This window comes from Streptomyces sp. NPDC087901, assembly GCF_044742205.1.
GTDB lineage: Bacteria > Actinomycetota > Actinomycetes > Streptomycetales > Streptomycetaceae > Streptomyces.
Genome location: NZ_JBIUUC010000001.1, coordinates 174,832 through 201,042, shown reverse-complemented (window position 1 = coordinate 201,042; position 26,211 = coordinate 174,832). Strand labels below are relative to the sequence as shown.

26 protein-coding genes are annotated in these 26,211 nt (G+C 69.9%); 8 read left to right on the top strand and 18 right to left on the bottom strand.

Features of this window, described 5'->3' with window-relative positions; translation table 11 throughout:
* Positions 1–25: 25 nt before the first annotated feature.
* The 8 genes from ACIOEW_RS00900 to ACIOEW_RS00865 form a co-directional block, all read right to left on the bottom strand.
* Positions 26–823: an ABC transporter permease gene (locus ACIOEW_RS00900; protein ID WP_401960215.1), complete on the bottom strand. Its 798-nt coding sequence runs from the start codon at positions 821–823 to the stop codon at positions 26–28.
* A complete protein-coding gene (locus ACIOEW_RS00895) occupies positions 810–1,703 on the bottom strand; it encodes a 2-aminoethylphosphonate ABC transporter permease subunit (RefSeq protein WP_401960213.1) in 894 nt (297 codons plus the stop codon). Before ACIOEW_RS00895 ends, ACIOEW_RS00900 begins: the two co-directional genes overlap by 14 nt.
* Entirely contained in the window at positions 1,696–2,781 is a 1,086-nt protein-coding gene (locus ACIOEW_RS00890; RefSeq protein ID WP_401960211.1) for an ABC transporter ATP-binding protein, read from the bottom strand. Before ACIOEW_RS00890 ends, ACIOEW_RS00895 begins: the two co-directional genes overlap by 8 nt.
* Positions 2,778–3,494 carry an HAD family hydrolase gene (locus ACIOEW_RS00885; protein ID WP_401960209.1) on the bottom strand — a complete coding sequence of 239 codons (717 nt, stop codon included), beginning with the start codon at positions 3,492–3,494 and terminating at the stop codon, positions 2,778–2,780. Before ACIOEW_RS00885 ends, ACIOEW_RS00890 begins: the two co-directional genes overlap by 4 nt.
* Before the next feature lie 2 nt (positions 3,495–3,496).
* Positions 3,497–4,621 carry a TIGR03364 family FAD-dependent oxidoreductase gene (locus ACIOEW_RS00880; RefSeq protein WP_401960207.1) on the bottom strand — a complete coding sequence of 375 codons (1,125 nt, stop codon included), beginning with the start codon at positions 4,619–4,621 and terminating at the stop codon, positions 3,497–3,499.
* Positions 4,622–4,825: 204 nt separating this feature from the next.
* Complete coding sequence (locus ACIOEW_RS00875) at positions 4,826–5,590, bottom strand: GntR family transcriptional regulator (protein ID WP_401960206.1); 765 nt, start codon at positions 5,588–5,590, stop codon at positions 4,826–4,828.
* Positions 5,591–5,677: 87 nt separating this feature from the next.
* Complete coding sequence (locus tag ACIOEW_RS00870) at positions 5,678–6,763, bottom strand: hypothetical protein (RefSeq protein WP_401960204.1); 1,086 nt, start codon at positions 6,761–6,763, stop codon at positions 5,678–5,680.
* Between the two features lie 253 nt (positions 6,764–7,016).
* Entirely contained in the window at positions 7,017–8,231 is a 1,215-nt protein-coding gene (locus tag ACIOEW_RS00865; RefSeq protein ID WP_401960202.1) for an ROK family protein, read from the bottom strand.
* 56 nt (positions 8,232–8,287) lie between these two features.
* On the opposite strand from ACIOEW_RS00865, the gene ACIOEW_RS00860 reads away from it, so the two are divergent.
* Both ACIOEW_RS00860 and ACIOEW_RS00855 read left to right on the top strand, forming a co-directional pair.
* The gene (locus tag ACIOEW_RS00860) at positions 8,288–9,457 is read left to right on the top strand and encodes a Gfo/Idh/MocA family oxidoreductase (RefSeq protein WP_401960201.1); all 1,170 of its coding nucleotides are present in this window, start codon (positions 8,288–8,290) and stop codon (positions 9,455–9,457) included.
* Positions 9,454–9,933 (top strand): heme-degrading domain-containing protein, encoded by a 480-nt coding sequence (locus ACIOEW_RS00855; RefSeq protein ID WP_362543171.1) that lies wholly within the window; start codon positions 9,454–9,456, stop codon positions 9,931–9,933. Before ACIOEW_RS00860 ends, ACIOEW_RS00855 begins: the two co-directional genes overlap by 4 nt.
* Positions 9,934–10,274: 341 nt before the next feature.
* Here ACIOEW_RS00855 and ACIOEW_RS00850 read toward each other — a convergent pair whose 3' ends face one another.
* The 4 genes from ACIOEW_RS00850 to ACIOEW_RS00835 all read right to left on the bottom strand — a co-directional run bounded on the left by ACIOEW_RS00850 (position 10,275) and on the right by ACIOEW_RS00835 (position 13,101).
* A complete protein-coding gene (locus tag ACIOEW_RS00850; protein WP_362543174.1) occupies positions 10,275–11,135 on the bottom strand; it encodes a fumarylacetoacetate hydrolase family protein in 861 nt (286 codons plus the stop codon).
* A 136-nt stretch (positions 11,136–11,271) separates the two neighbouring features.
* A complete protein-coding gene (locus tag ACIOEW_RS00845) occupies positions 11,272–12,042 on the bottom strand; it encodes a YidC/Oxa1 family membrane protein insertase (protein WP_362543177.1) in 771 nt (256 codons plus the stop codon).
* A gap of 129 nt (positions 12,043–12,171) precedes the next feature.
* On the bottom strand, positions 12,172–12,507 hold the full coding sequence (locus ACIOEW_RS00840) for a DUF6412 domain-containing protein (RefSeq protein ID WP_362543180.1): 336 nt from the start codon (positions 12,505–12,507) through the stop codon (positions 12,172–12,174).
* Between the two features lie 63 nt (positions 12,508–12,570).
* Complete coding sequence (locus ACIOEW_RS00835) at positions 12,571–13,101, bottom strand: helix-turn-helix domain-containing protein (RefSeq protein WP_362543183.1); 531 nt, start codon at positions 13,099–13,101, stop codon at positions 12,571–12,573.
* A gap of 145 nt (positions 13,102–13,246) precedes the next feature.
* Between ACIOEW_RS00835 and ACIOEW_RS00830 the strand changes: the two genes are divergently transcribed.
* Positions 13,247–14,659, top strand: a complete 1,413-nt coding sequence (locus ACIOEW_RS00830) for an MFS transporter (RefSeq protein ID WP_401960195.1) — start codon at positions 13,247–13,249, stop codon at positions 14,657–14,659.
* 10 nt (positions 14,660–14,669) lie between these two features.
* Here the strand turns inward: ACIOEW_RS00830 and ACIOEW_RS00825 are convergent, their stop codons facing one another.
* The 3 genes from ACIOEW_RS00825 to ACIOEW_RS00815 all read right to left on the bottom strand — a co-directional run bounded on the left by ACIOEW_RS00825 (position 14,670) and on the right by ACIOEW_RS00815 (position 17,287).
* Positions 14,670–16,187, bottom strand: a complete 1,518-nt coding sequence (locus tag ACIOEW_RS00825; protein ID WP_401960194.1) for a sodium:solute symporter — start codon at positions 16,185–16,187, stop codon at positions 14,670–14,672.
* Entirely contained in the window at positions 16,184–16,342 is a 159-nt protein-coding gene (locus ACIOEW_RS00820; protein ID WP_356321379.1) for a DUF3311 domain-containing protein, read from the bottom strand. The genes ACIOEW_RS00825 and ACIOEW_RS00820 overlap by 4 nt, the downstream gene beginning before the upstream one ends.
* A gap of 153 nt (positions 16,343–16,495) precedes the next feature.
* On the bottom strand, positions 16,496–17,287 hold the full coding sequence (locus tag ACIOEW_RS00815) for a class E sortase (RefSeq protein WP_401960191.1): 792 nt from the start codon (positions 17,285–17,287) through the stop codon (positions 16,496–16,498).
* Between the two features lie 102 nt (positions 17,288–17,389).
* On the opposite strand from ACIOEW_RS00815, the gene ACIOEW_RS00810 reads away from it, so the two are divergent.
* Complete coding sequence (locus ACIOEW_RS00810; protein ID WP_401960188.1) at positions 17,390–18,391, top strand: SEC-C metal-binding domain-containing protein; 1,002 nt, start codon at positions 17,390–17,392, stop codon at positions 18,389–18,391.
* Positions 18,392–18,477: 86 nt separating this feature from the next.
* The gene (locus ACIOEW_RS00805; protein WP_401960185.1) at positions 18,478–18,984 is read left to right on the top strand and encodes a GNAT family N-acetyltransferase; all 507 of its coding nucleotides are present in this window, start codon (positions 18,478–18,480) and stop codon (positions 18,982–18,984) included.
* Here ACIOEW_RS00805 and ACIOEW_RS00800 read toward each other — a convergent pair.
* Positions 18,865–19,524, bottom strand: coding sequence for a hypothetical protein (locus ACIOEW_RS00800; protein ID WP_401960184.1), 660 nt, complete (start codon positions 19,522–19,524; stop codon positions 18,865–18,867). The genes ACIOEW_RS00805 and ACIOEW_RS00800 overlap by 120 nt on opposite strands.
* 93 nt (positions 19,525–19,617) lie before the next feature.
* On the opposite strand from ACIOEW_RS00800, the gene ACIOEW_RS00795 reads away from it, so the two are divergent.
* Both ACIOEW_RS00795 and ACIOEW_RS00790 read left to right on the top strand, forming a co-directional pair.
* A complete protein-coding gene (locus ACIOEW_RS00795; protein ID WP_401960181.1) occupies positions 19,618–22,761 on the top strand; it encodes a DUF3427 domain-containing protein in 3,144 nt (1,047 codons plus the stop codon).
* A 352-nt stretch (positions 22,762–23,113) separates the two neighbouring features.
* Positions 23,114–23,968 (top strand): DUF6551 family protein, encoded by an 855-nt coding sequence (locus ACIOEW_RS00790; RefSeq protein ID WP_401960178.1) that lies wholly within the window; start codon positions 23,114–23,116, stop codon positions 23,966–23,968.
* A 129-nt stretch (positions 23,969–24,097) separates the two neighbouring features.
* Here the strand turns inward: ACIOEW_RS00790 and ACIOEW_RS00785 are convergent, their stop codons facing one another.
* Positions 24,098–24,292 (bottom strand): DUF397 domain-containing protein, encoded by a 195-nt coding sequence (locus tag ACIOEW_RS00785; protein WP_401960175.1) that lies wholly within the window; start codon positions 24,290–24,292, stop codon positions 24,098–24,100.
* Positions 24,292–25,137: a helix-turn-helix domain-containing protein gene (locus ACIOEW_RS00780; RefSeq protein WP_401960172.1), complete on the bottom strand. Its 846-nt coding sequence runs from the start codon at positions 25,135–25,137 to the stop codon at positions 24,292–24,294. Before ACIOEW_RS00780 ends, ACIOEW_RS00785 begins: the two co-directional genes overlap by 1 nt.
* Positions 25,138–25,292: 155 nt before the next feature.
* On the opposite strand from ACIOEW_RS00780, the gene ACIOEW_RS00775 reads away from it, so the two are divergent.
* A complete protein-coding gene (locus ACIOEW_RS00775) occupies positions 25,293–26,003 on the top strand; it encodes an ATP-binding protein (RefSeq protein WP_401960170.1) in 711 nt (236 codons plus the stop codon).
* Positions 26,004–26,211: the final 208 nt, after the last annotated feature.

Here is a 26,211-nt window from a genome sequence, read left to right as displayed (position 1 = left end):
GGAAGACGTGTCATTGCGGGGGAGGTCAGCGGTAGGAGGCCCTGGTGCGGATGCGGGAGACCGCGAACAGCACGAGCAGCGTCGCCGCCATCAGGACCACCGCGACGGCCGCTCCGGTGAAGAGCGAACCGCGGTCGGTGGCCGCGAAGATCTGTACCGGAAGGGGTGTCCAGTCCGGCGGGTAGAGCATCATCGTGGCGCTCAACTCGCCCATCGACAGGGCGAAGCAGAGCCCTGCCGCCGCCGTGAGGGACGGCAGCAGGAGAGGCAGCCTGACGCGCCACAGCACGTACGCGGGCCGGGCGCCGAGGCTGGCGGCCGCTTGTTCGTACATCGGGTCAAGACGTACTGTCGCGGCCGAAACCGACGAGTAGGCGAACGCCGTGACAAGAACGGTGTGCGCGAGGATCACGATCCAGCGCGTCCCGTTGAGCAGCACCGGCGGCTGGCTGAACGCGACGAGTACGGCGAGTCCGACGACGACGGACGGCACGGCGACCGGCAGCATGAACAGCGCGTCGAGGAGCCGTTTGCCGCGGCGCCCCAGCGAGGCGGCGGCGAGCGCGGCCCAGGTGCCGATGACGAGGGCGGCCAGACTGGCGGTGACTGCGGTGACCAGGCTGGTGGTGAGGGCCTGGAGGGAGTCGCCTGCGGTGGCCGCGTCGTAGTGGTCGAGGGTCGGTCCGGAGGGGAAGGCGCCGGACCAGTTCGTGGCGAACGAGGCAGCGAGGACGACCAGCAGCGGCAGGGCGAACAGCGGGACGAAGAGCAGCAGGAAGACGGCCCAGATGGCCCACCTCCCGGTGCGGCTATGCACCAGCACGGCGGCTCACCGCCCGGTACAGGCCGTAGAGACCCACGGAGATCGCGATGTTGACGACGGCTACGACACAGGCAGCCGGGTAGTCGGACTCCAGGATCGCCTTGCTGTAGACGAGCATCGGCAGCGTGGTGACCCCTTTCGCCCCGGTGAACAGCACGATGCCGAACTCGTTGAGGCACATCACGAGGACGAGGCTGCCGCCCGCGAGGAGTGCCGGCAGCACCTCGGGGAGGATCACCTGCCGCACGATCCGGGCCGGTCCGGCGCCGAGTGAGGAGGCCACCTCCAGCTGTGCGGTGTCGAGCTGGGAGAACGCGGCGAGCAGGGGGCGCATCACGAACGGGGTGAAGTAGGTGATCTCGGCGAGGAGTACGCCCCAGGGCGTGGTGAGGAAGTGGAAGGGCCCGTCTGCGACTCCGGTGACACCGGTCCAGACGCCGTTGGCCATACCCGCGTTGCCGTAGATGAACAGCAGGGCGAGCGTGATCAGGAAGGAGGGGAAGGAGAGGAAGACGTCGGCGAACCGGGCGACGGCCCTGGCGCCGGGGAACGGGACGAAGGCGATGACCAGGGCGAGGACGAACCCGAGGACGAGGCATCCCACGGTCGAACCGGCGGCGAGCCACACGGTGGTGATGAGCGCGGACCGGAACGACGCGGAGGCGAAGACGTCGGCGTACGGCGCGAGCGAGGTACCGCCCTCGTCGGGGCTGAAGGACTGCCGGACGACGAGGAGGAGGGGATAGAGGAACACGACCGCGAGCACGGCCACGGGCGGCAGCGCCCGGGCCGGCCCCCGCCAGGCCGCCCTGGGCACGGATACGGGACTGTCCGCGGATCCGGCCCGGCGCACGTCTCCCCCGGTCACGACGCTAGCCATGGGAGACCGCCGCTCCCGCGGGCAGCAGCACCGCGTCCTGGGCCGCGAAGTGCAGCGTCACCCTGTCCCCCAGCGCGGGCGTCTCCCGCAGTTCGCGCAGGTCCGCCTTGATCCGGTGCCCGTCGACGTCGGCATACAGCCGGTGCGTGGAGCCGCGCCACTGGACTTCGGTGATGGTCCCGGCCAGTGCGTTGGGCCCGTCCCCGAGCCCGACCAGGTGCGGGCGGACGCAGAGGGTGGCGGTGACGCCGCCGGCCACCTCGCCGGTGGGCACGGACAGGGCGTGGCCGGCGAAGTCCACCGTGTCGGCGGGCTCGGCGACGGTGACCGGCAGCAGGTTCGCGTTGCCGACGAACGAGGCGGTGAACTCCGTGCGGGGACGGCGGTACAGCTCGTGGGGGGTGTCGCAGTCCTGCAGGCGGGCCTTGTCCATGACGGCGATCCGGTCGGCGAGGGTCAGTGCTTCGACCTGGTCGTGGGTGACGTACAGGATGGAGACGTCCGGCAACTCACGGTGCAGCCGGGCCAGTTCGGTGAGCATTCCGGAGCGCAGCCGGGCGTCGAGCGCGGAGAGCGGTTCGTCGAGCAGGAGGACGCCGGGGCGGATGGCGAGGGCGCGGGCGATGGCGACACGCTGTTGCTGGCCGCCGGAGAGTTCGCGCGGGTAGCGCTTGGCGTACGTGCCCATGCCGACGAGTTCGAGCGCCTCGGCGACCCGCCCCGGGATCCCGGCCTTGCCGGCCTTCTGCGCCTTCAGGCCGAAGGCGACGTTGTCGTGGACCCGCAGGTGCGGGAAGAGGGCGTACTGCTGGACGACCATGCCGATGCCGCGCTTGTGCGGCGGCAGGGCGGTGACGTCGCGGCCGCCGATGTACACCCGCCCGGAGGCGGGCCGGACGAATCCGGCGACGGCGCGCAGGGCGGTCGTCTTGCCGGAGCCGGAGGGCCCGAGCAGGGCCATGACTTCGCCGGGTTCGACGGTGAGGTCGAACCGGTCAAGGACGACGTTGCCGCCGTAGGCGACGCTGACCTGGTCGAATTTGATGCCGCTGCGGGCGGCGCCGGCCCCGCTCGTCATGCCTCGGCCCGCGTGATCAGGCCGGGCAGTTCGGCGACGGAGCCGAGGACGTGGGTGGCTCCACTGCGGGTCAGCAGGTCCTTGCCGTGGGCTCCGGTGAGGACGCCCGCGACGATGCCGGCACCGGCGCGTACGCCGCTCAGCATGTCGTACGAGGTGTCGCCCGCGACGACGATCTGCTGGACGCCGTCCACGGCGCCGGTGCGCAGCAACGCGGTGAGGACCATGTCCGGGTGGGGGCGGCCGCGGCCGCCCGCGTCGGCGGGGCAGAGGGTCAGCTCGACGAGGTCCTGCCAGCCGAGTGCGGCGAGGATCGCGTCCTGGGTGGTGCGGGCGAAGCCGGTGGACAGGACCACGGTGCGTCCCTCGGACGTGAGCTGTTCGACGGCCTCGCGGGCGCCGGGGACGGGGGCGATGCGGCCGCCGTCGACGAGTTCGCCGTACGCCTCCTCGAAGGCGGCGTTGGCCCGCTGGGCCAGGGTCTCCTCGCCGAACAGGTGGCGGAAGACGGTGATCTTGGATTCGCCCATGGTGGCGCGTACGTAGGCGAGTTTCTCCGCATGGCCGGCGGAGCCGGGCTCCACACCGAGGCGTGCGGCCGCGGCGGCGAAGGCCTGCTCGACGAGGCCGCCGTCGGCGACGGTGGTGCCGGCCATGTCGAGGACGATCAGATTCAGCTTGTCGTGTCGGGTCGACGGGTCGTGGTTCTCCATCTTCACCAGCCCAGTTCGTTGGCGGTCGTTTCGGCGATGGCGGGCGAGCAGGTCATGCCGCGCCCCCCGGGCCCGGTGACGAGCCAGACGCCGTCCCGCACCTGCCGGCGGAGGACGACTCGGCCGGCGTCGGTGCACTGGGCGTAGACCCCGGCCCAGCGGTGGCGGATTCTCGGCAGCGGGCGCCCGAGGAAGGACTCGACGACCGCGGCGAGGTGTTCGTAGGGCTCCTCGACGGTGTCGAAGGAGAAGGGGTGCTCGTACTCGTGGGTGTCGCCGATGGTCAGTCCGCCGTCGCGGCGCTGCACCATCAGGAGTTGCATCCGGTGCTCGGCGGCGGTGGGGGCCTGGGCCTGTCCGGCGTTGAGGGCGTCGAGCGCCTCGCCGCGGTAGGCGGGGTAGTAGCGGAAGCTGTCGGCGTCGGCGACGGAGGTGGTGAGCGGCTCTCCGAGCGGGTCGGTCTGCATCATCTGGAGGCGGACGCGTCGCACGGGGAGGTCGGGGCCGGCCAGTTCGCGGACGAGGCCGCCGAGCCAGGCGCCGGTGGCGAGGACGACGGCGTCGCCGGTGTGCACATCGCCGTGGTCGTCGCGGACGGACGCCGTACCGACGACCTCACGCACCTCTCGGCCGCCGAGGTAGGTGTACCGACCGGAGGCCAGCAGCTTCTGCTTCAGGGCGAGTTGGGCAGTGCGCGGTTCGACGGCCGCGTCCCGCTCGCACCACAGGGCGGCGGCGAAGTCGCCCCGCAGGGCGGGGTTGACCGCGCGGGCCTCGCCTGCGGTGAGCAGCTTGTAGCCACGGGCCGCCGCGTCGGGGCGGGCGACGGCCGCTTCGGCGACGGCGCTCTCCCTCGCGGTGCGCACCGGGGTGAGCGAGCCGCAGGCCCGGAAGCCGAGACCCGGCACCCGCTCGCCGATGGACTGCCACAGCTCACGGGCGCGGAGCGCGGTCTCCAGCTCCTCACCGCCGGCCCGGCCGCTGACCCATATCTGTCCGAAATTGCGGAGCGATGCCCCGCGTGCCTCGCTCTCGCGCTCGATCTGTACGACCTCGTGGCCGCGGTTCACTGCGTGCCAGGCGTGCATGGTTCCCACCACGCCGGCTCCTACGACGATGACTCTCACGACGGCCACGCTCCTCGGCGCGAGTGGCCCGGAAGGATCGGGAGGGCAACGGGAGGGTGAACCGGACCTCAAGTTTGGCCCAGACCCGTTACCTTCTCGTGATGCGTGATGTGGGTCCGCGCAGGACGGTATGCATGAGAGCGGTATGCATGGGCGGCAGGTGTCCCGCCCGCTCCCGTGGAGCAGGCGGGTGGGCCCGACCGCTCAGCCGCGTCCGCTGAGGTGGGCGGTGAAGGAGAACCGGTCGCCGCGGAACAGCGTCCGCACGCGCTCCAGCGGCTGTCCGCCCGCGTCCCGGGAGATCCGGTGGATCAGCAGCATGGGCAGGGCGGGCGGAGTCCCGATGAGCAGCGCCTCGCGCGGGGTGGCGAGCACGGTCTCGATCCGCTCGTCCGCGTCACCGAAGGAGATCCCGAGCCGGTCGTGCAGATAGGCGTAGAACGAGGAGTCCGGGTCGAACTTCTCCTCCAGGTCCGGTACCCGGGCGACGCTGACGTACGTGCTCTCCAGGCCGACCCGGTCGTCATCGGCGAGCAGCACCCGCTCCAGGTGCCAGACCGGCTCCCCGCGCTCCGTCCCGATCTCGGGGGCGAGCGCCTCGGGGCACGGGAACCGTTCCAGGCCGATGAGACGGCGGCCCGGGGTGCGGCCCTGACGGCGGACGCCCTCCGTGTAGCTCGCGAGGGAGAGCGGCTGTTCCAGCTTGGGTCCGGCGACCACCGTGCCGCGGCCCTGCCGGGCCAGCCGTCCTTCCAGGAGCAGTTCGCGCAACGCCTGGCGCACGGTCTCGCGCGACACCGCGTAGCGCACGGCGAGATCGCGTTCCGGCGGCAGCGAGCCGCCCTCGCCCAGCTCGTCGATGAGGGCGGAGACATGGGCCTTGACCGCGTAGTACTTGGGGATGCGGCCGTGCTCCGGGATGCCGGAGCGGATGGGTGCGCCAGGTGTCTGGTCGTGCGGGTAGTCCACGGACCGATGGTGGCAGACGGACGTGAACGCCGGTGGTCGCGGCGGTACCCGACGGCCGGAAGCCGCCGGTGAGAGGCCCTGACCGGGTCAGCGTGGGGCGCGGCGCGTCCTGCGGGCCCTGATGACGACGGCTCCGCCGCCGATCAGGAGGCCGGAGATGGTGAGGGCGGACAGCGGGACCGGTACGGAGATCCCGGTCCTGGCGAGTTCCGGGACTCCGGCCGGGTCCCGGCCGGGCACGAGCGGGCGCGGGGTGCCGGTGGTTCCGGTCGTGGGGTTGGAATCGGGTCTGCCGGGGACGCGGCCGTCGCCCTCCTGCTCCCTGCCCACCTCACCGGTCTCATCGGGCAGGTCGCTCGTGCCGTCGTCCGCCCCGGTCCCGCTGCCGTCGTCCTCGACCACGGTGAACGGGTAGTCCTCGGACTCACCGACCCACTCCCCGTCGAGACTCCTGCTCGCGGTGCCGCCGTCGTCCCGGCTGTCCTCGCCGCGCTGCCGCTGGACGATCGCGGCGTTCGCGGTGATCCGGCCGGGGCTGGTGTCGGAGGTGAACGCCAGCCTGACCTGGACGGTGACGGTCCGGCCGGCCGGCACGGTGAAGCCGGCGAAGGCGTCGTCGCCCTCGCCGCCGAAGACGCCGATGTGCTCGTCGCGGTCGGTCGTCTCCCAGCTGACGCGGTGTTCGACGCCGGGGTGGGCGCGTTCGGAGAACTCCAGCTGGATCTGGTCGGAGGTCAGTGTGCGGTCCTCGTCGGTGAGGACCAGGACCGGGTGGATGGCGCGGCAGGGCTCGGCGGTGGTGTTGGTCAGGTCCAGGAACCAGGTGCCGTACCCGCCGCCCGAGGCGTAGGTGTCCGGACCGCCGTGGATACGGGTGTCGATCGGGAAGTCGACGGCCCCCGGGTCACCGCAGGCGGGCCGCTGGTCGGCGGCGACGGAGCCCGGCACGGAGGCGGAGGTGAGGCCGGAGGCCGGGGTGGCGGCCGTGTTGCGCTGCGGGGCGGTGGACGCGGCCGCGGGGCCGCCGAGCACGACGGCGGGCATGACGCTCGCCGCGGCCAGCCCGAGCACGAGCCCGTGCCGGGGCCGGCTGCCCGCAGGGGGCGGCGACGGCGGGCGCGCCGGGACGGAGGGTTCGGGGGAAGGGTTCGCCGGGGGCGGTGTGGGGGGCATCGTGGGGCAGCCTTCACTTCTCGACTTCTCGCGGAATCGGTCGGCTCGCCCCGGGCCCCGGAGTTCACCGGTTTGATGGGCGACGCTGCCACACGGGGTGGGGCCGCCCACCGCAGACATGCCGACGGGCCGCCCGCCCGCCCGCACCGAACCGCTCGATCAGCCCAGTTCCGTATGGTCCCGGATGCTCCGTACGGCCGGGAGCCTGTCCTCGATCAGCTCGATTCCGTACGGCCGGGGAGCACGCCCTCGATCAGCTCGATTCCGTACGGCCGGGGAGCGTCCCGGCGTGGTCGGCCACCCGGCCTCCGCATGCGCTTCCACCGCTGTCCGGGTCCGCTTCGGCCTGCGGGTCCGCTCCGGCCTGCGGGTCCGCTCCGCCGACGCGGCCGAACAGCGGGGCGAGGATCAGCTGCGCCGCCCCTTCGGCGACCGGCTGGTCCCCTCCGCCGGCGGCGAAGACCGGTACCGGCATCCCGTCGGCCCCGTCACGCCGGGCCCGTTCGTCGAGCACCGCGCGTACCCCTCGGACGTACGCGTCGGGGTCGGCGGCGACAGTGCGCCCGCCCAGCACCACCCGGTCGATGTCGAGCAGCCCGACCAGGTTGGCGGCGCCGGTCCCGAGCACCCGCGAGGCCTCGGCGATGTCGCCCCGCTCGACGGCGGCCAGGCAGAGCGCCTCGATGCAGCCGCGCCCGCCGCAGCTGCACAGCACCCCGTCCAGCTGGACGGTCTGGTGGCCGAACTCCCCCGCTCCGGTACGGACCCCGCGGTGCACCGCCCCGCCCAGCACCAGTCCGGAGCCGAGGCCGGTACCGAGGTGGAGATAGGCGAAGTCGGCGGGGCCCGGCTCCTGGAGGGCTAGGCCGAGGGCGGCGGCGTTGGTGTCCTTGTCGATGACGGCGGGCAGACCGGTCCGCTCGGCAAGGGCGTCGCGGAGCGGATAGCCGTCCCACTGCGGGAAGCCGGTGACGCGGTGCAGGACCCCGCCCCGGTGGTCGAGGGGTCCCGGCACGGCGACCCCCACCCCGAGCACCGGCAGCGCACCGTCGCCCCGCACCGCGGCGACCGCCCCGGCCGCCGCCCCGAGCACCTCGTCCGCCGGGGCGCCGAAGTCCAGCGGAGCCGTACGGCTCGCGGCCACCGCGCCCGCGAGGTCGACGAGCACGACGGTCAGCTCGTCGCGGTCCAGGTGCAGCCCCACCGCGTGACCGGCGTCCGGAACCAGCCTCAGCACGGTCCGCGGCTTGCCGCCCGTCGAGGCACGGCGGCCCGCCTCGCCGGCCAGGCCCTCGGCGCGCAGCCGGGCGGTGATCTTGCTGACGGCCTGCGGGGTGAGCCCGGTACGGCCGGCGAGTTCGAGCCGGCTGATGCCGCGCTCGCCCGCCGCCCGCAGCAGGTCCAGCACGAGCGCCGCGTTGTGGCTGCGCAGTGCCGGCAGGTTCGCGCCGCTGTTACTCCTGTTCACTGACCCATTGTCTCCCGCGCTTGCACTTTGGCAACAGCGTTGCCAAAGTGGAACGCATGACTGACCACGCGACTCACGAGACCTCCGGATCGTCCGGGACCCCCCTGCGCGTCGGACTCGTCGGCTACGGCCTGGCGGGTTCCGTCTTCCACGCCCCGCTGATCGCCGCGACCGAGGGCCTCGTCCTGGACACGGTCGTCACGTCGAACGAGGAGCGCCGCGATCAGGCCCGCGCCGAGTCCCCCGGTGTGCGGTTCGCCGCCTCGCCGGACGAGCTGTGGCAGCGCGCGGACGAGCTCGACCTGATCGTGATCGCGTCGCCGAACAAGACCCATGTCCCGATCGCGACGGCCGCGCTGAAGGCCGGTCTGCCGGTGGTCGTGGACAAGCCGATCGCCGGCACGGCCGCCGAGGCCCGGGAGCTGGCGGCACTGGCCGAGGAGCGCGGGCTGCTGCTCTCGGTCTTCCAGAACCGCCGCTGGGACAACGACTTCCTCACCCTGCGCGCACTGATCGCGGACGGTGAGCTGGGCGACGTGCAGCGCTTCGAGTCGCGTTTCGAGCGGTGGCGCCCGCAGCCGAAGGGCGGCTGGCGCGAGTCGGGCGACCCCGAGGAGATCGGGGGGCTGCTGTACGACCTGGGCAGCCATGTCGTCGACCAGGCCCTGGCCCTGTTCGGTCCGGCGGTCCAGGTGTACGCGGAGTCGGACGTACGCCGCCCGGGTGCGGCGGCCGACGACGACACGTTCCTGGCGATCACCCACACGAACGGGGTCCGCTCGCATCTGTACGTCAGCGCGACGACGGCCCAGCTCGGCCCGCGCTTCCGGGTGCTCGGATCGAGGGCCGGCTATGTGAAGTACGGCCTCGACCCCCAGGAGGCCGCCCTGCGCGAGGGTGCGCGCCCGTCGGCGGACGGTCCGTGGGGCGTGGAGGACGAGGCCCTGTGGGGCCGGCTCGGTTCGGGCGAGTCCCCGCTCACGGGCGGCGGCACCCCGGTCCGTACGCTGCCGGGCGACTACCCCGCGTACTACGCGGCGGTCACCGACGCGCTGCGCGGAAAGGGCGAGAATCCGGTCACCGCCCTCCAGGCCGCTGCCGCGCTGGACGTCCTGGAGGCGGCCCGCCGCTCGGCCCGAGACGGTGTCACGGTCACCCTGCCCAGGGTCTCCGCACCCGTCACCGGTCACACCTCCGCACCCGCCGACGAGGAGCAGTCCGCATGAACCCCACCGCTCCGACCATCTCCGAGCTGATCGCCCAGGAGCGCCGGCTGACGCTGCCGCACTTCGGCTACGACGACGCGTACGCGCTCGGCGGCCTGCTCGTCGCCCTGGCCCGGGAACGGCACGCCCCGGTCGCGATCGACATCCGGCGCGGGGCCCAGCAGCTGTTCCACGCCGCGCTGCCGGGTTCGAGCGCGGACAACGACGCGTGGATCGACCGCAAGCGCAAGGTCGTCGAGCGCTACGGCGAGAGCTCGTACCTGGTCGGGACGCGGTTCCGGGCCAAGGGGACGACGTTCGACGAGGCCTCGCGCCTGGACCCGGACACATACGCCGCGCACGGCGGCTCGTTCCCGATCGCGGTCGAGGGCGCGGGCGTCATCGGCTCGGTCACGGTGTCGGGGCTGCCGCAGGCGGAGGACCACGCGCTGGTGGTCGAGGCGCTGGAACAGTTCGCGACGAAGATCAGCAGCTGATCGGGGCCGACCCCCTCCGACACGCACGGATGGGTGGGTGCCGCCACCGGCAGCACCCACCCATCCGATCTTTACGCGTCCAGCGTGTGCGCCGCGTGCGTCCAGCGAGTGCGCCGCGCGCATCCACCAGCCCGGCCAATGCGCGAATCAAGCCGAGCCCGCACCCTCGCGAATCAAATGAAGCCCGGCCCCATCAAGCCAAGTCCGGCACAGTCCAGCCCGGCACAGCCAAGCGCGACACAGTCCAGCCCGGCCCAGTCCAGCGCGGCACAGTCGAGTCCGTCCGGCGCTTGAGGACGAAGCGGCCCCCGGGCGCACCCGGGAAGGACCGCCCCCGCCCCCTACGCCCCCTTCAGCTCCTGCCGCTGCCGCCCCAGCCCCGCGATCTCGAGCTCCACGACATCCCCCGCCCGCAGATACGGCTTCGGCTCGGGCTGCCCCATCGCGACACCCGCCGGCGTGCCGGTGTTGATCACGTCGCCCGGGTAGAGCGTCATGAAGTGGCTCAGATAGCGCACGACCTCTCCGACCGGGAAGATCTGGTCGGCCGTCGTGCCGTCCTGCTTCAGCTCGCCGTTGACCCAGAGCTTCATCGGCAGGGCCTGCGGGTCGGCGATCTCGTCGGCCGTCACCAGCCAGGGCCCCAGCGGGTTGAACGTCTCGCAGTTCTTGCCCTTGTCCCACGTGCCGCCGCGCTCGATCTGGAACTCGCGCTCGGAGACGTCGTGCGCCACCGCGTATCCGGCGACGTGCGCGAGCCCCTCCTCCGCGGAGTCCAGGTAGCGGGCGGTGCGGCCGATGACGACGGCGAGCTCGACCTCCCAGTCGGTCTTCTCGCTGCCGCGCGGCACGAGCACGGTGTCCTCGGGCCCGACTACCGTGTCCGGCGCCTTGAAGAACAGGATCGGCTCGGTCGGGATCTGGGCGCCCGTCTCCGTGGCGTGGTCGTGGTAGTTCAGCCCGATGCACACGATCTTGCCGATCCGGGCGAGCGGCGGGCCCACCCGCAGCCCCTCGGCGTCGAGCGCGGGCAGCTCCCCGGGCGCAGCCGCGGCGGCCCGCACCCGGGCGACCGCGTCCTCGTCGGCGAGCAGCGCGCTGTCGATGTCGGTGACGATCCCCGACAGGTCACGCAGGGTTCCGTCCTCGTCCAGCAGCGCCGGTCGTTCCGCGCCTGGAGTACCCACACGAAGCAGCTTCAACGGTCTTTCTCTCCTTGGTCGCGTTCAGGCCCGTCGGATGGGTTACGGCCATCGCAGGCCTGTCCGATCCTCCAAGAGATCCGATCACTCCGCAAGACCCTGTTCACACACTGGACCGGCGCACTCGCGTCCCGGACTACGCCGCCGTGGCCATGGCGGCACCGGTGGCCGGCATGTCGCGGTACAGGTAGGCCCGCTCGATCGCGGTCCAGGTGGTGCTCGTGACGACGTACAGCGCGGCGGCCAGCGGCACGAAGGCGACGGTGAAGAGCGTGAAGAAGGACATCAGCGGCATCACCTTCGTCATCGCGCCCATGCCCGGGACCGGCTGTCCGTCGGGGCCTGCGGCCGGGGTGACGGGGTTGGCGGCCATCTGGCGCTTGGTCCGCCCGTAGTTGAACGTGGCGACGGCGGCGACGATCACGAACAGCCCCACGTACACGAGGCCCTGCGCGCCGAACATCCCGCCGTCCGCGAGCGCGTCGCGCCAGCGCTCGCCGAGCGGGGCGCCGAAGAGCTGGTGGCCGAGGAGTTCGTTGGCCTCGTCGCCGATCTTCGTACTGGAGAAGAGGTGGTAGAGCAGGAAGAAGGCCGGCATCTGCAGGAGGCTCGGCAGGCAGCCGGAGAGCGGGGAGACCTTCTCCTCCTTGTGCAGCTCCATGAGCGCCTTCTGCATCCGCTCAGGGCTCTTGGCGTGCTTCTTGCGCAGTGCGGCGATCTGCGGCTGGAGTCGGCGCTGCGCCTTCTGTCCGCGCGCCGCGGCCCGGGACAGGGGGTGCACGGCGAGTCGTACGAGTGCGGTGAACAGGACGATCGCGGCGGCGGTGGACGCGTTCTGGAAGAGCGGGTGCAGCACGTCGGCGAGGGCGCCGACCAGGCTGGCGAATGCGGACATGAAGGCGGACATGGATGAGCCCTCCGGGGGTCTCGTCGTGCCGGGAAGTGGATCAGCTTCGGCATGACGATCCGCGCGGGGCGCCCGTACGTACGCGCACACGGCGTACCTACCGGACGAAAAGAGGGAAGAGAGGGAGCCCTACGCGGCCGTCAGGAGGACATGGCCGGGGGCTCGGGGGCGGCGGCGCCCCTTGGCGTCGGGGTCGCGTTGCGGCAGGAACGCGGTGCGTTTCTCCCGGTCGCGCATGGCGGTACGGACCCGGGTGCGGGGCACCGGGGCGGCGCAGCGCGCGCTGATGACCGAGCAGGCGACGAGCGCCGTGCCGGCGGCCGCGGTGGCGGCGAGCGCGACGGCGGCGGAGAGGCTGCCGCCCTCGGCGAGCAGGACCTCGGTGAGGAAGAAGAGGAGGAGTCCGGCGGGCCGCAGGACCCGGGCGAGGGCGCCGCGCATGCGCTTCGTGGCGCGTGCGTCCATGGTCCCTCCCCCTTCCGCGTCTCCGGTGGCCGCGTGGTCGCGCGGCACTTCAACCGTTAACCGTTATACACGATCGGCTTCCAGGGGCATGAGGAGTCGGCGGGGCGCGAGCAGCGCGCGGCTGACCGGATTGCCGGTGTCCCTGTCGAGCCCGTCGCCGGGCCTCATCTCGATGTCCTCGGGCGGTACGGGGACGGAGCAGGCCGGGCATGTGCCGTACGCGCCCAGTTCCGTACCGCAGTCGGCGTGGACGAAGACACGCATCGGGAGGGTGCCGGGGAGGTGGTCGCGCCCCCACATCCCGAGGGTGCCGAGGACGGGCCAGAGCGCCTTGCCGCTATCGGTCAGGACGTACTCCTCGCGCGGCGGCGACTCCTGGTAGCGGCGCTTCTCCAGGACCCCGGCCTCGGTGAGGGACTGGAGCCGGGTGGCGAGGACGGCGCGCGGGATGCCGAGGTGGACGAGGAAGTCGTTGTACCGGCGTACGCCGTAGAAGGCGTCGCGCACCACCAGGAGCGTCCAGCGCTCGCCGACCACTTCGAGTGCGCGGGCCATGGAGCACTGCTGGTTCGCGTAGTCCTTGCCGAGTGCCATGGGATCACTTTACTCCTTCACGGTTCGATGAATGAACCCAGCGTGCTAGCGTCAGCGCCGTCGACACGAGTTCATTCATCGAACCCACTACGGGAAGTGCCGCGACCCGCTCGCGCAACGACCGTGCGAACCCCGGAGCGATGCCATGTCCCAGCCCGCCCAGCCCGTACGCCGCCGCCCCGCGCAACCGGCCGTCTCCCCACCCCTTCCGCCCGCTCGCCCGCGCCCCGGACCGACCCTCGCGATCACCTCCGTCGCCACCGCCGTGGCGCTGATGAACTACACCGCGCCGATGACGACACTCCCCGGCATCTCGGCCGCCCTGGCCACCCCGCCCTCCGGCCAGGCCTGGCTGCTCAACGGCACCCCGCTCGGTCTCGCCGTCGTCCTGCTGGTCGCGGGCAGCCTCGCCGACGACTACGGCAGGCGCAGACTGTTCCTGATCGGCACGCTCGCCCTCGGCCTCACCACCGCACTCGGGGCCCTGGCGACCGACACCCTCACGTTCACCCTGGCCCGGGTCGCCCAGGGCGCGGCGAGCGCCGCGATCCTGGCCACCAGCCTGGGACTGCTGGTCGGGGCGTTCCCGGCCGGCGCGGCCAGGATCAGGGCGACGGGGATCTGGGGCGCGTTCGTGAGCGCGGGGATCGCGCTCGGCCCGCTGCTGGCGGGGTCGCTCGGCTCCGTCGACTGGCGGCTGACGTACGTCGTGCTGGGCCTCGCCGCCCTCCTCACGGCCGCCTTCGCCTTCCGTACGCTCGACGAGTCCCGGGCCCCGCGCGGCGGCCGCCCGGACCTGGCGGGCGCGGCGGTGCTGGGCCTGTCGATGACGGCGCTGCTGACCGCGCTGACGCTCGGCCGGGACGGCTGGCTGCGCGCCCCCGTCGCGCTGCTGCTGCTCGCCGCCGTCGCACTGGCCCTGGTGTTCCTCGCGGTGGAGCGCCGGGCGGCGGCCCCGCTGATCGATCCGGCGCTGCTGCGCAGCCGCCCCTTCCTGGCCTCGTCGGCCGGCGGGCTGTTCACGGGCCTCGCGGTGATCGGCCTGTTCAGCTTCCTGCCGACGCTGCTCCAGCGGGCGCTCGGGCTTTCGACGATCGACGCGGCATGGCTGTTCCTGCTCTGGTCGGGCACCGCGTTCGTCGTGGCCCTCCAGTCGCGCCGGCTGGCCGGCCGGGTGCCGGCCCGCCACCAACTGGCCGCGGGCTTCGTCCTGCACGCGGTAGGGGTGGTGTCCCTGCTGGGCACGCTGGACGCCGGAGGGCGTCCGGACGCGGCGGTGTGGCTCCGGCTGATTCCGGCCCTGGTCGTGTCCGGCGCCGGCAGCGGTCTGCTGAATGCCGCGCTCCCCCGGCTGGCGATCGAATCGGTGCCGCAGGAGCGGGCGGCGATGGGTTCGGGCGCGAACAACACCGCCCGCTACATCGGCTCGTCGGCGGGCGTCGCCGTGACGATCGCCGTCGCGACGACGGGCTCGGGCGCGGACGGCGCGATGCTGCTGTCGGTGGGGCTGGCCCTGGTGGCGACGGTCAGCGTGCTGCTGCTGCGGGACCGGACCTGACCACGCGCCCTCATCCCGCGGGAACGAGCTGTTCCCCATCGATCTCGTCCCCATCGATCTCGTCCCGCGCGAGCACCTCGTCGTCCGGCCGCTCGTCGTGCTCGCGCGGCCCCGCGTACGTCACCGCGAGCGCGACCGCCAGATTGGCGCCCAGCGCGACGATGCCGGCGTTCACACCCCACACCGGGTCGTTCTCCGTGAACACGAACCCGCACACCACACCCACCCCGACGACCAGCCCGCTCATCGCCCCGAGCAGGGTCAGCCGCCGCCACATCAGCCCCAGCAGCACCATGGGGAGCAGCTGCGCCATGCCCTCGTACGAGATCAGCGAGAGCCGCACGAGGGTGTTCGGCGCGGTGTACGTGAGCAGCAGGGCCAGGCCTCCCGCGACCACGACGACCAGCTGAGCCGCACCCTTCTGCCGCTGCTCCCACCGCGGTACGAGCGAGAGCACACTGCGCCCCCACATCGTCCCGATGACCAGCATGAAGACGGCCATCGGCACGATCGAGGAGAGCGCGGCGGCGACGCCGATGATCCCGACCGACCAGGCCGGCAGCGAGTCCACGACCAGCTTGAAGAGCGCCAGGTTCGACTCGGCCCCGACGAGCCCGGGAACGACGAAGAGCGCCGCCATGCCGAGCAGCATCGGGACGAAGAGCAGGATGTTGTAGGCGGGCAGCCACATCGCGTTGCGCCGGAGCACGTCGGCGTTCTTCGCACCGAGGTAGCCGGCCACGGTGGTCGGGAAGATCACGACGGTGAGGGAGTTGAGGAAGGAGGTGGTGATGAACCAGGCCTGCCCGAGGCCGCTGTCCCCGTGCCCGGGGAAGGTCAGCCACTCGCTCTTCTCGGTGACGAGCCGGTCGAGGAAGGGCCCGTAGCCGTCGAAGTAGTGCAGTGGTACGTAGATCGCCAGGAAGCCGAGCGTGGCGATGACCATCACGTCCTTCAGCACGGACACCCACGCGCTGCCGCGCAGCCCGCTCACCACGACGAAACCGGTGGTGACGGCGAAGGCGATGAAGTAGGCCCAGTTCAGGCTGATGGCACCGTAGGAGATCGTCGAGACGACGACGCCCATGCCGGTGATCTGGAGCTGGATGTACGGGAGCAGGAAGACGGTCGCGAGGACGGCGACGAGCGCGCCGAGCCAGGGCCGGCCGAAGCGGTGGGCCACCATGTCGGTGATCCCGACGAGTCCGTGCTTGCGCGCGTATGCCCAGAGCATGGGCCCGACGACGTAGCCGACGGCGTAACCGCAGGACATGTACGCGACCACGTACAGGACGGGCGCCCCGTAGTTGTAGCCCCAGCCGGCGGCGCCGAGATAGCTGAAGCTGGTGTAGCCCTCACCGGCCATCAGCACCCAGATGAAGACGGTCCCGAGGCTGCGCCCGCCCACCGACCATTCGGCGAGCCCGCCGCGCTCGGGCCCGCGACGGCCGCGCACGGCGAGCAGCCCGAGAGCGACGGTGGCGACCATGAAGACCCCGAAGACGGAGGTCGCGACGGCGGCGTTCACCGGCGGTCACCCCGCCGGGTCAGCCATACGGCGACGGGGGTCAGCAGGGTCGCCCCGAGCAGCCAGAAGAAGAGGAACGGCAGTCCGAGAACGACGGGATCGACCCGGTTCACGAACGGCAGCGCCCCCAGGTAGAGCACGTAGGGAACCAGCAACCACAACAACTGCGGACGTCGTCTGAGCACGTCGGAGAATTTTACGACCTCACCCGCACGACCTCGCCGCCCCACGACCTCACCCGCACGACCTCGCCACCCCACGACCACACCCACACGACCCTCGCCGCCCCACGACCACACCCGCGGCGGTCAGCGCCCCCGCACATCCGTCAGCTTCCCCCACACCACCAGCCGGTACCGGGAGGTGAATTCGGGCGTGCACGTCGTCAGCGTCAGATAGGACCCGGCCGCCCGGTAGCCCACGTACGGCTTCACATTGCTGCGCGGCACGGCGGCGACGACCCCTCCGTCGCCCGGCTGGGTCCGGGCGAGGGTCTTGTCGACGGTGTACGTGTAGACGGCGCCCCGGGTCTCGACGGTGATCCGGTCGCCGGACCGCAGGCGGTTGATGTAGCGGAAGGGCTCGCCATGGGTATTGCGGTGCCCGGCGAGCGCGAGGTTCCCGGGACCGCCGGGCTGCGCGGTGCCTGGGTAATGACCGACGTACCCCTTGTCGAGGACGCCGCGCTTGCTGATGCCCTGGGCAACGGGCGCGGTCAGCCCGATGCGCGGGATACGGATGACGGCGTACGCCTGGGACCGCCGGGGCGCGGACGCGGCGGCGGGAGCGTCGCCGTCCGCCGCCCCCACGGCAGGGCTGTCGTCCGCCGGCTCCTGGGACACCTCCGCCGCCGGCGGATCCGACGCCCCGGCCTCCTCGGGCTCGTCCCAGTCCCGCTGGAGGGCCTGCACGGTGTCGGCGGCCTCGGCGCGGGCCTGCCGGTTGGTCCACCACAGCTGATGGGCGACGAGCAGCAACAGGACGACGCCGAGGGTCACCACCAGCTCCGCGCCCGTCCACAGCCCGCGCGCGGCCAGCCGCCTCCCGCGCCTGTCCCGCTGCACCACCACCGGTATCCGCTCACGTATCCGCTGACGCACGGCCCGCACGATAGGCGCAAGGCCCGTAACTCACCAGGCCCGGAACAGGCCTCCGTACAGCACCCCTCCGTACAACACCTCGACGGCAGTACCGTGTGGTTCATGCGCCCCGACACGCCTGCCGACCACACCACCGAAGCCGAGCGCCTGCTGCGCACCGCGGCGCAGTACCCCGAGGACCACGAACCGCTGCTCCTCCAGGCGGCGGCCCATCTGGAACTCGCCGGGGACCGCGCCCGCGCCACCACGCTCTACGACGCCCTGCTCAGCGACCCCGACACCGAACACCCCCACTTGGTGAAGGCGCTCAACGCCGCCAACCTGTGGGAGTACGGCCACGAGGCCGAAGCTCGCGCGATCATCGACGGAATCCGTGCGGCCGGCCCGCTGGAGGCGGCCCCCTGGGAGATCGCGGCCGAGACCCTGGAGGCCCACGACGAGCTGGAGTCGGCCCACGACTACTTCTCCACGGCCCTCACCCTGCTCATCGCCCCGGGCGAGGAGGTCCCGTACGCCACCCAGTCGCTGCTGACCGGCCGCCACCGGGTACGCCGCCTGATGGGCGTCACGCACGACGCCTGGGACGAGCTGGCCGACGCCCTCCACACCGCGGCGGTCCCGCTGGACGAACTCCACGACCCGAAACGGCTGTGGGCGCTCGGCTCCTCGGACCCGGGCGAGCTCCGGGCCGAGATCACCCGCCTCCGCGCCGAACTGGGCACGTATCGCACGGCCCTGTCCCGCCCGTTCCCGGTGGCGGTGCTCCACTGGCCGGAGCCCGAACTGCGCGAGCTCCTCACCGCGTACCCGGGCCTCGGCAGCGAGTACGCATCCCACCCGGACCACCTGGCCCGCCTGGAGGCGGCCCTGCGCGACCTCCATGCGGCCGGGACCCCGAACCTCGGCATCGTGACGGGCACGGTCCCGTCGTACGAGGCGTTCGCCGCCTCCGAGGCCGCCTCCCCGTCCGACCCGGACCTGCTCCCCCAGTACGCGACGACCCTGGCGGCCCGCGGGCGCGCGGTCCCGTGGCCCCCGGCGAGGAGCGCGGCGTGCTGGTGCGGCTCGGGGCGGTCTTATCGGGACTGCCACGGGGGCGCTTAGTCGTCGTACGGGGCGGGGCGGGGGCCGGCCGCGCCCGCCCCGATCAACCCGTGTCCCTGCCCGCCCGGCCTGCGTACCCTGCCGCCATGCCCGAACTCCAGCGCCTGCGCCCCGACCACGCCCCGGCCCTCCTCGCGTTCGAGCGGGAGAACCGCGCCTTCTTCGCAGCCTCGGTGCCGGACCGCGGCGACGACTTCTTCACCCACTTCGCCGCCCACCTCGCGGAACGCCTCGCCGAACAGGCCACGGGCGCCTGCCACTTCCACGTGCTGGTGACGGAGGACGGCGAGGTGCTGGGTCGGTTCAACGTGGTGGACGTGGCGGACGGTTCGGCCGAACTGGGCTTCCGCCTGGCCGAGAAGGCCACGGGCCGGGGCCTGGCGACGGACACGGTCCGCCAGTTGCTCACGCTCTGCACCACGGCCTACGCCCTGACGACGCTGCGCGCGGGGGCCACCGTCACGAACACCGCGTCACGGTCGGTCCTGACGCGGACGGGGTTCGTCCTCACGGGAGAGGAGCTGGTGCTGGTCGGGGAGCGGGGGGTCGGGTACGTACGGGAGTTGGCCGCCGGGCCGTCCGGACATGCCTGACGCCGTGATGCCGAGATCTTGACGCATGGCCTCCTGCATCACGCCGATGAGATCCCACACCTGCATCACCTCGGCGTGCACCCCCTGCCACTTCTCCTGATCCAGTTCGGATTCCTCGTGAAGAGCAGCTATCCCCTTACGGGCGTCGGCGAGTGCCACGCGGACCTCATGGCACGGCCCCAGGACGGAGTCGGGGATCAGCATCTGCGCCTGTGCATAGACGTCCTGGAACTCAAGCCGGGCGGCTTCGATGGCCCCGTCCTCATCCAGCGGACCCCCGCTCCGCAGAGCGTGGACGTCTTCCATCATCAGAATCCGATACCGGCGGACGGCGGAGTTCAGAACGACGTACGTCTCCCGTCGCCGTTCCAGGTTCTGCTGAGCCTCTTCGAAGTGGCGCTTGCCCTGCTCGGCTCGTTGCTGAAGTTCGAACTCCTGGAGCCGGGCTCGCGAACCCACCCACGTGGTGGTGATCGGGGCCAACAGCGTGCCCGCCACACCGACTGCCGCCACCAGCAGCGCTATGACCCCGGCGTCCATCTCTCCCCCGCTCAGAACGTCGCATCAGCCATCAATGTCAGTCCCCCTTGATACAACTGCATACATACGTATCGCAATGAGGGGGACGCGGCCATGGCCAGCCATGCTCAGGAGGAAGCGGCGCCCGTTGCCGGACTTTACGAGACGCTGATCACCCGGCGGCTCCAAGAGCGAATGAAGCAGCTCGATGCCGCGGGTTGGCGTGCTATCGATGCTGTGGTGGGAGTCGAGTCCGCGCCTCACGTCTTGTCCCGACACATCGCGAGCACTGTTCGTCGGGTGCTTCAGGGCCTCCAACCAGCAGAGCAGGTCGTTGCGGCGAACCACATCCTCGAATCACTCAACACCATTGAGGGCGCCACTGAGTGGGTCGACCTGGTCATCGAGGGCCCCCGGCAGCTTCTCGCCGTAGCAGAGCAAGAAGCTCCGGGCGTCTACGCGATACGACCGCACACTCCCCTGTCCGACACTGCTCTGATCACCAACTCACCCGACGACCCAAGTTTGGGCTTTGAACTCCGGGCGGAACTGGCCACGGCGGACCGTGTAGATCTGCTCTGCGCTTTCGTGAAGTGGCATGGTCTGCGGGTTCTTGAGCAAGCGCTGACATCCGCGCGCGATCGTGGCGTCCCCATCAGGGTTCTCACGACGACGTACATCGGGGCAACGGAGCGTCGCGCCCTCGACCGGCTGGTTCGCGAGTTCGGCGCCAAAGTGAAAGTGAACTACGAACTCCGCTCGACTCGCCTCCACGCGAAGGCGTGGCTGTTCCGGCGAGAAAGTGGCTTCGACACCGCGTACGTCGGGAGCTCCAACCTTTCCAAGGCTGCACTCCTCGATGGCCTCGAATGGAACGTACGGCTGTCATCGATCGCCACCCCGTCGGTTCTGCGCAAGTTCGAGGCAACCTTCGACGCCTACTGGAGCGAGCGCTCCTTTGAGTCGTACGACCCCGATCGCGACGCACAGAGATTGGACGAGGCGCTCTCTCACGCGGGTGGCCCTGGCGGCCAGCAGGGCAGCAATATCATCACGCTCTCTGGGCTGGAAGTACGTCCGTACCCTCACCAACGCGACATGCTGGAACGCCTGGAGGTCGAGCGCACCGTTCACGGGCGGAACCACAACCTCCTCGTCGCAGCAACCGGTACGGGCAAGACTGTGATGGCGGCCCTGGACTACAAGCACCTGCGACACAAGCTTGGCCGGGATCTCCGTCTGCTCTTCGTGGCGCATCGAAAGGAGATCCTGGAGCAGTCCCTGCGGGTGTACCAGAACGTGCTGGTCGATGCGAACTTCGGTGAGCTCTTCTTCGGTGGCGAGGTGCCCGAGGACTGGAACCACGTCTTCGCGAGTGTTCAGTCACTCAACGCACGCGCCCTGGAACGCCTCGCTCCAGATCACTTCGACGTCATCGTGATCGACGAGTTCCACCACGGCACTTCGCCGACCTACCGAAGAATCGTGGACCACTTCGCCCCACAAGAGCTGCTCGGTCTCACCGCCACCCCAGAGCGGATGGACGGACTGAACGTCCAAGATGAGTTCTTTGACGGCCGAATCGCAGCCGAGATGCGGCTGTGGGAAGCACTTGAGAACGAGCTGCTGAGTCCGTTCCACTACTTCGGTGTCACCGACAGCACCGATCTCAGCACCCTCGCGTGGAAGCGGGGAGCGTACGACTCGAGGGCTCTCAGTAACCTCTTCACAGGTAACGACGCCCGGGCCAGGCTCGTCGTCAAGGCTGTGAAGGACAAGGTCGCCGACCCCGGGACTATGCGGGCTCTGGGCTTCTGCGTCTCGGTAACACATGCCCAGTTCATGGCTGAGGTCTTCAGACGCGCCGGCCTCAACGCCGTCGCGCTCTCCGGCGACACCCCCAAGCACGAGCGCAAAGCGGCGCTCGAAGAACTCCGCGCCGGGACGCTGCAAGTCATCTTCTCTGTAGACCTGTTCAACGAGGGACTCGACATTCCCGATGTCGACACCCTCCTTCTCCTGCGACCGACCTCAAGCGCCACGGTGTTCCTTCAGCAGCTGGGACGTGGGCTGCGCCGTACCGAGAGCAAGGCTGTACTCACCGTCCTCGACTTCATCGGTCAGCACCGCAAGGAGTTCAGGTTCGAGGAGCAGTTCCGCGCCCTGACCAACCTGACGCGAAACCGTCTGCTCTCCAACATCGAGGACGACTTCCCCCAGCTGCCATCTGGCTGCCAGATCATCCTTGAGACCAAGGCCAAGGCGCTGATCCTCGACAACATCCGCAACCAGATCGGTGTCAACGTCACCCAGCTCGCTCGCGAGGTTGCCGCCTACGCCGAGCCTCGGCTCGCGGACTACCTCAAGGAGAGCGGCCGAGAGCTCAAAGAGCTCTACCGGGGCAACGGAAACTCCTGGACCGGCCTTCTCCGCCGCGCCAAGCTCCTCGATACGACCGCCCCCGACGGCGAGGCAGCGCTCCTGAAGCGCGTATCAGCGTTCCTCCATGTCGACGACCGGGCACGCGTCTCTGCGTACACGAAGCTCCTCGTCGACGACGCCTCCGCGTATGACCAGCTCACAGCTCAGGAACAGGCTTACGCGCGCATGTTTTTCTTCTCCCTCTGGCCATTGGGCGGCGATTTCACGAGCTACCAAGAGGGCTTCGACACTCTGCGCGTCCAGGGTGCCTTTCGAGACGAGCTCCGCCAGGTACTGGCCCACGTCCTCGACCTAGCCGATCACCTGCCGCTTCCGCTGCTCGGCACCCATGCCGATCTCCCCTTGGCAGTACACGCCTCGTACAGCCGCGAAGAGATCCTCCCTGCCCTCGGCCAGTCCACAGTGGACGGCTTCATGCCCGGGCACTTCCGCGAGGGCGTGAAGTGGTGCGAGAACATCGAGACGGATGCTCTTCTCATCACGCTGGAAAAGGACGAGAAAGATTTCTCGCCCGAAACCCGGTACAAGGACTACGCGCTGAACGAGTCCGAGTTCCATTGGGAGTCCCAGAACCAAACGTCAGACACGTCCCCGACAGGCCTTCGCTACCAGACACACAGAGAGAAGAGCACTCAGGTGCTCCTCTTCGTCCGCCGCTACAAGAAGACAGACATCGGAGGCCCTCAGCCCTGGATGCTGCTTGGGCCAGCCGATTACGTCACGCACCAGGGCAGCAAGCCCATGGCAATCACTTGGAAGCTGCGTCACGAAATGACAGCGGACGTCTGGACGTACTCAGCAATCGCCGCGGGGTGACCCCTGGCCTACGAGCTCCTACACAGTGAGGGGTGAGACTTCGAGGAGCACGTTCGAACTCCGAGTCTCACGCTTCGCTAGTGGGTCAACAGGCTAGCGGTCGCCTGGACGGTGTCGCTCCCGTGCTCTCGATGGCCGAGCCGTCCGGCCAGGGGACGCCAGTTCCTGAGGTGCGCGGTACCTGGCGCTCGTGCATGGCCTGTGCGGCGTTCTGCGGTAATCCCCGAACTCACGCGCCAATGAACTTAGTTGTGCGGTACTTTGGGCGCCGCTAAGTCGCCGTCTCCCGCATTCGGGAGCTGACATGTGTCGTCGTCGCCCCCATCGGGGTGCTGACACAAGAGGAGAAGCCTTGTCCAGCAAGGACTACACGTACGACATCCCGGACCACCCGATTGAGTACATCAAGGTGGACCCGACGGCTATCAGGTTCGACCCCCGCGCGCAGCGCAACCTCAACAAGACTCGTGCGCAGGCCATCGCTGAGAAGCTGGTCCCCACTGCTCTCGGGACGCCGATTCTCTCGCAGCGCGAGGACGGTCTGTACGCAGTGGACGGCATGCATCGCGTCTATGCGTGCCAGCTCATTCTGGCCGGGAAGGTCTCGGTCTCGGAGGCGGTTCGCGAGGCTGTCCAAACCATCACCTGTGAGGTCCACTCTGACCTCTCGATGGCCAACGAGGCGTCCCTGTTCATCATCAAGAACAAGGAATCCTCGAAGGTCGGACCGAACGACGAATTCAGGATTGGCGTGATGGCGGGGCATCCCCTCTTCGTGGACACCAACAACGTCCTGGAAAAGCACCAGCTCAAGGTTGGCAGTAGCTCCGCTCATGGCGTGCGCGGCATCAAGGGAATCCTCAGCATCGTCATGGACCAGGGCCCTGAGATCCTGGACCAGTCGCTCACCATCGCCGAGGACGCTTGGGGCCGCACCTCAGACACGTGGCACGCTGTCACCATCGGGGGCATCGCCACGGTGATGTCCAAGCACCCTGAGTTGAAGCCCGCGGAGTTGGCGGAGAAGCTCAAGCGCCAGGGTGACCCGACTGCGTTCAAGGCGAAGATTCAGACCATCGCTACCAACAACAACACCCGCGCCGACGGCACCAAGGGCCGCCTCAAGGCCGCTCACTTGGCCGTTGCCTCCGCATGGAACGCTAATCGTCGCGTTAACCGCATCCCGCTCCCGAACATCTTCGAGTAGCCCAACGGACATAGTGCCCCCTCACGCCTACGGCGTGGGCGGGGCACCGCGTTGACTTCCAGCCTTTGCTGGTCCGCGGACACGCCTTTCCCTTGGCGACCCGGCCGCCCCGCCGACCTCAGCTCTGCTTCAGTGCAACTCGCCTTCGCGCACCGATCCGACAAAGTACGCCCAAGCCCCGGTGCCGACGTGGAAGTGGCCGTCGCTCGGACGCTTACTGTCACGCACGAGGGTGTCGACGGTGGTGAAAGCAGCCTCAACGCACTCCGTGCCGCTACCACCGCTGTAAGACGACTTGAACCACTGGGCATCTTCGTGATCCATCACAGCTCCTCGCAAACGTGGTTCAGGAGCGCGGCAGAGGACTCGAGGTCCAGTGCCTGCGCCCGCAAGTACTCGAACGCCAACTTATAGCGTTCGAGTTCCTGCGGCTTCTCCATGAACAGCCCGCCACCGATGATGTCCACGTAGACCACATCGAGTTCAGGCGTTGAACCACCCAGGATGACGAAGCTGCCAACCGCCGCGGCATGTGCACCTGCCGCGAACGGCAGGATCTGAATCGTGACGTTGGGCTCGGTCGAGGCGGTGAGTAGGTGTTGCAACTGGTCGCGCATGACCGAGGGGCCTCCGACCATTCGTCTGATGACGGCCTCATCGATCACTGCCCAGAGGTGCGGAGGCTCGTCGCGCGTAAGAAGTTCCTGGCGCTTCATCCGGATATCGACCATGTGATTGATCTCTTGGTCAGTGCATCTCATCTCTGAAGCGCGGTGAACTGCCTCTGCGTACGCTCGCGTCTGAAGCAACCCGGGAACGTACATGCAGGCGTAGTGCCCCTCGCTCACCACCTCGTCCTCGAGGGTGAGCATGAGGTTCATGGACTCGGGGATGGGATCAGCGAGGGAGCGCCACCAGCCCTGGATGCGAGCCCCCTTGGCCAGGCCGACCAGTGAATCTCGCTCCTGGTCAGAGGCGCCGTACTCTCGGCAAAGGGCGTCTACAGCCGGCCACTTAACCGTTCCCTCCTTCGTCTCATACCGGCTCAGAGTGGCTTTTGAGATGCCTACGCGGGCGCCTGCATCCTCCAAAGTGAGGCCCTTCGCCTCGCGGAGTCGACGCAGATCGGCTCCCAGTTGGCGCCTGCGCGTTGTCGGTCCAGCTGGCATGTCTTCGGCCCTTCAAGTCGGTCTCCGAGAGGGTGCACGGGGATGAGTCTTGCAGGCAAGGTGGCGCACGCCGGGGGCGTGTGCCAACGAGGCGCGCCCCCGAAAAGGCAGAGTGAGAGTTCCATTTTGAGAGTTTCACTGTCACCGTATGGAGTGTGGCGGGTGCACTGGGCGACCGTCGGGCAGCGCGAAGGGTGACCGGAATGAGTGGGTGCCGCTTTGGTGTCGAGCGTAAGAGGTGGGAACTGCCGTTCCTGGCTGAGGCGGAGGAGCTTGCCGGCCTGCGCCGAGTGATGCGTCTCCACCTTGAGCTATGGGGGCTCTCGTCGATGGCCTACGCGGCTCAGGTCTGCGTAACTGAGCTCACGAGCAACGTGATCAAGCACGTGGGCGCGGGGACCTCGGCCTGCCTGGCGGTAAGCATGAACGGGGGTTGCCTGCGTATTGAGGTGCACGACTCCGACGGGCAGCGACTTCCGACATTGATCAGGACGGCCAGCCTGGACGAGCTAGGGCGGGGCATGCAGTTGGTGGAGGGAGTGGCTGCCCGGTGGGGAGTGATCGTGCGTGGCGTCTCCAAGACGACATGGTGTGAACTCGCCACAGGTTTGCAGTCGGCCGACGGCCATGTCGCTGATGAACAGGTGGCCAAGGCGGAAGCACTTCTGGGCCTCTGCGGGTTGGGGGAGCGCCGGGAGCCTTCCCAGCTCAGGCGCATGAGTGTGAAGGAAGCCGCGGAGGCAGCCACCGGCTTGATCACGGACCTTCTACTCTGGCTGAGGGCGCATGGCTACGATGCTGACGAGGCGCTTGACCGTGCGCAATTCCTCTTCGAGGTTGAATCCGAGGCGGAAGGGGCGGCGTGAGTCGTCGTGGGCGTAGCACTCGGCCGTACGGCCCGACCGGCGAAGCGGCCGAGCGGTAGCCCGCCGCAGATCCCCTACACCCCCGGAGTCGCGCGCCCCCGCCCCGGCCGAACAGCGAGCCAAGCCCTGATGGTGCTCTCCCGCCAGGCGGGCGAGCGGCCGAACTGATCGTCGGGGTGAGGTAAGTCCGTTGGCCTGAGGCGGAGTT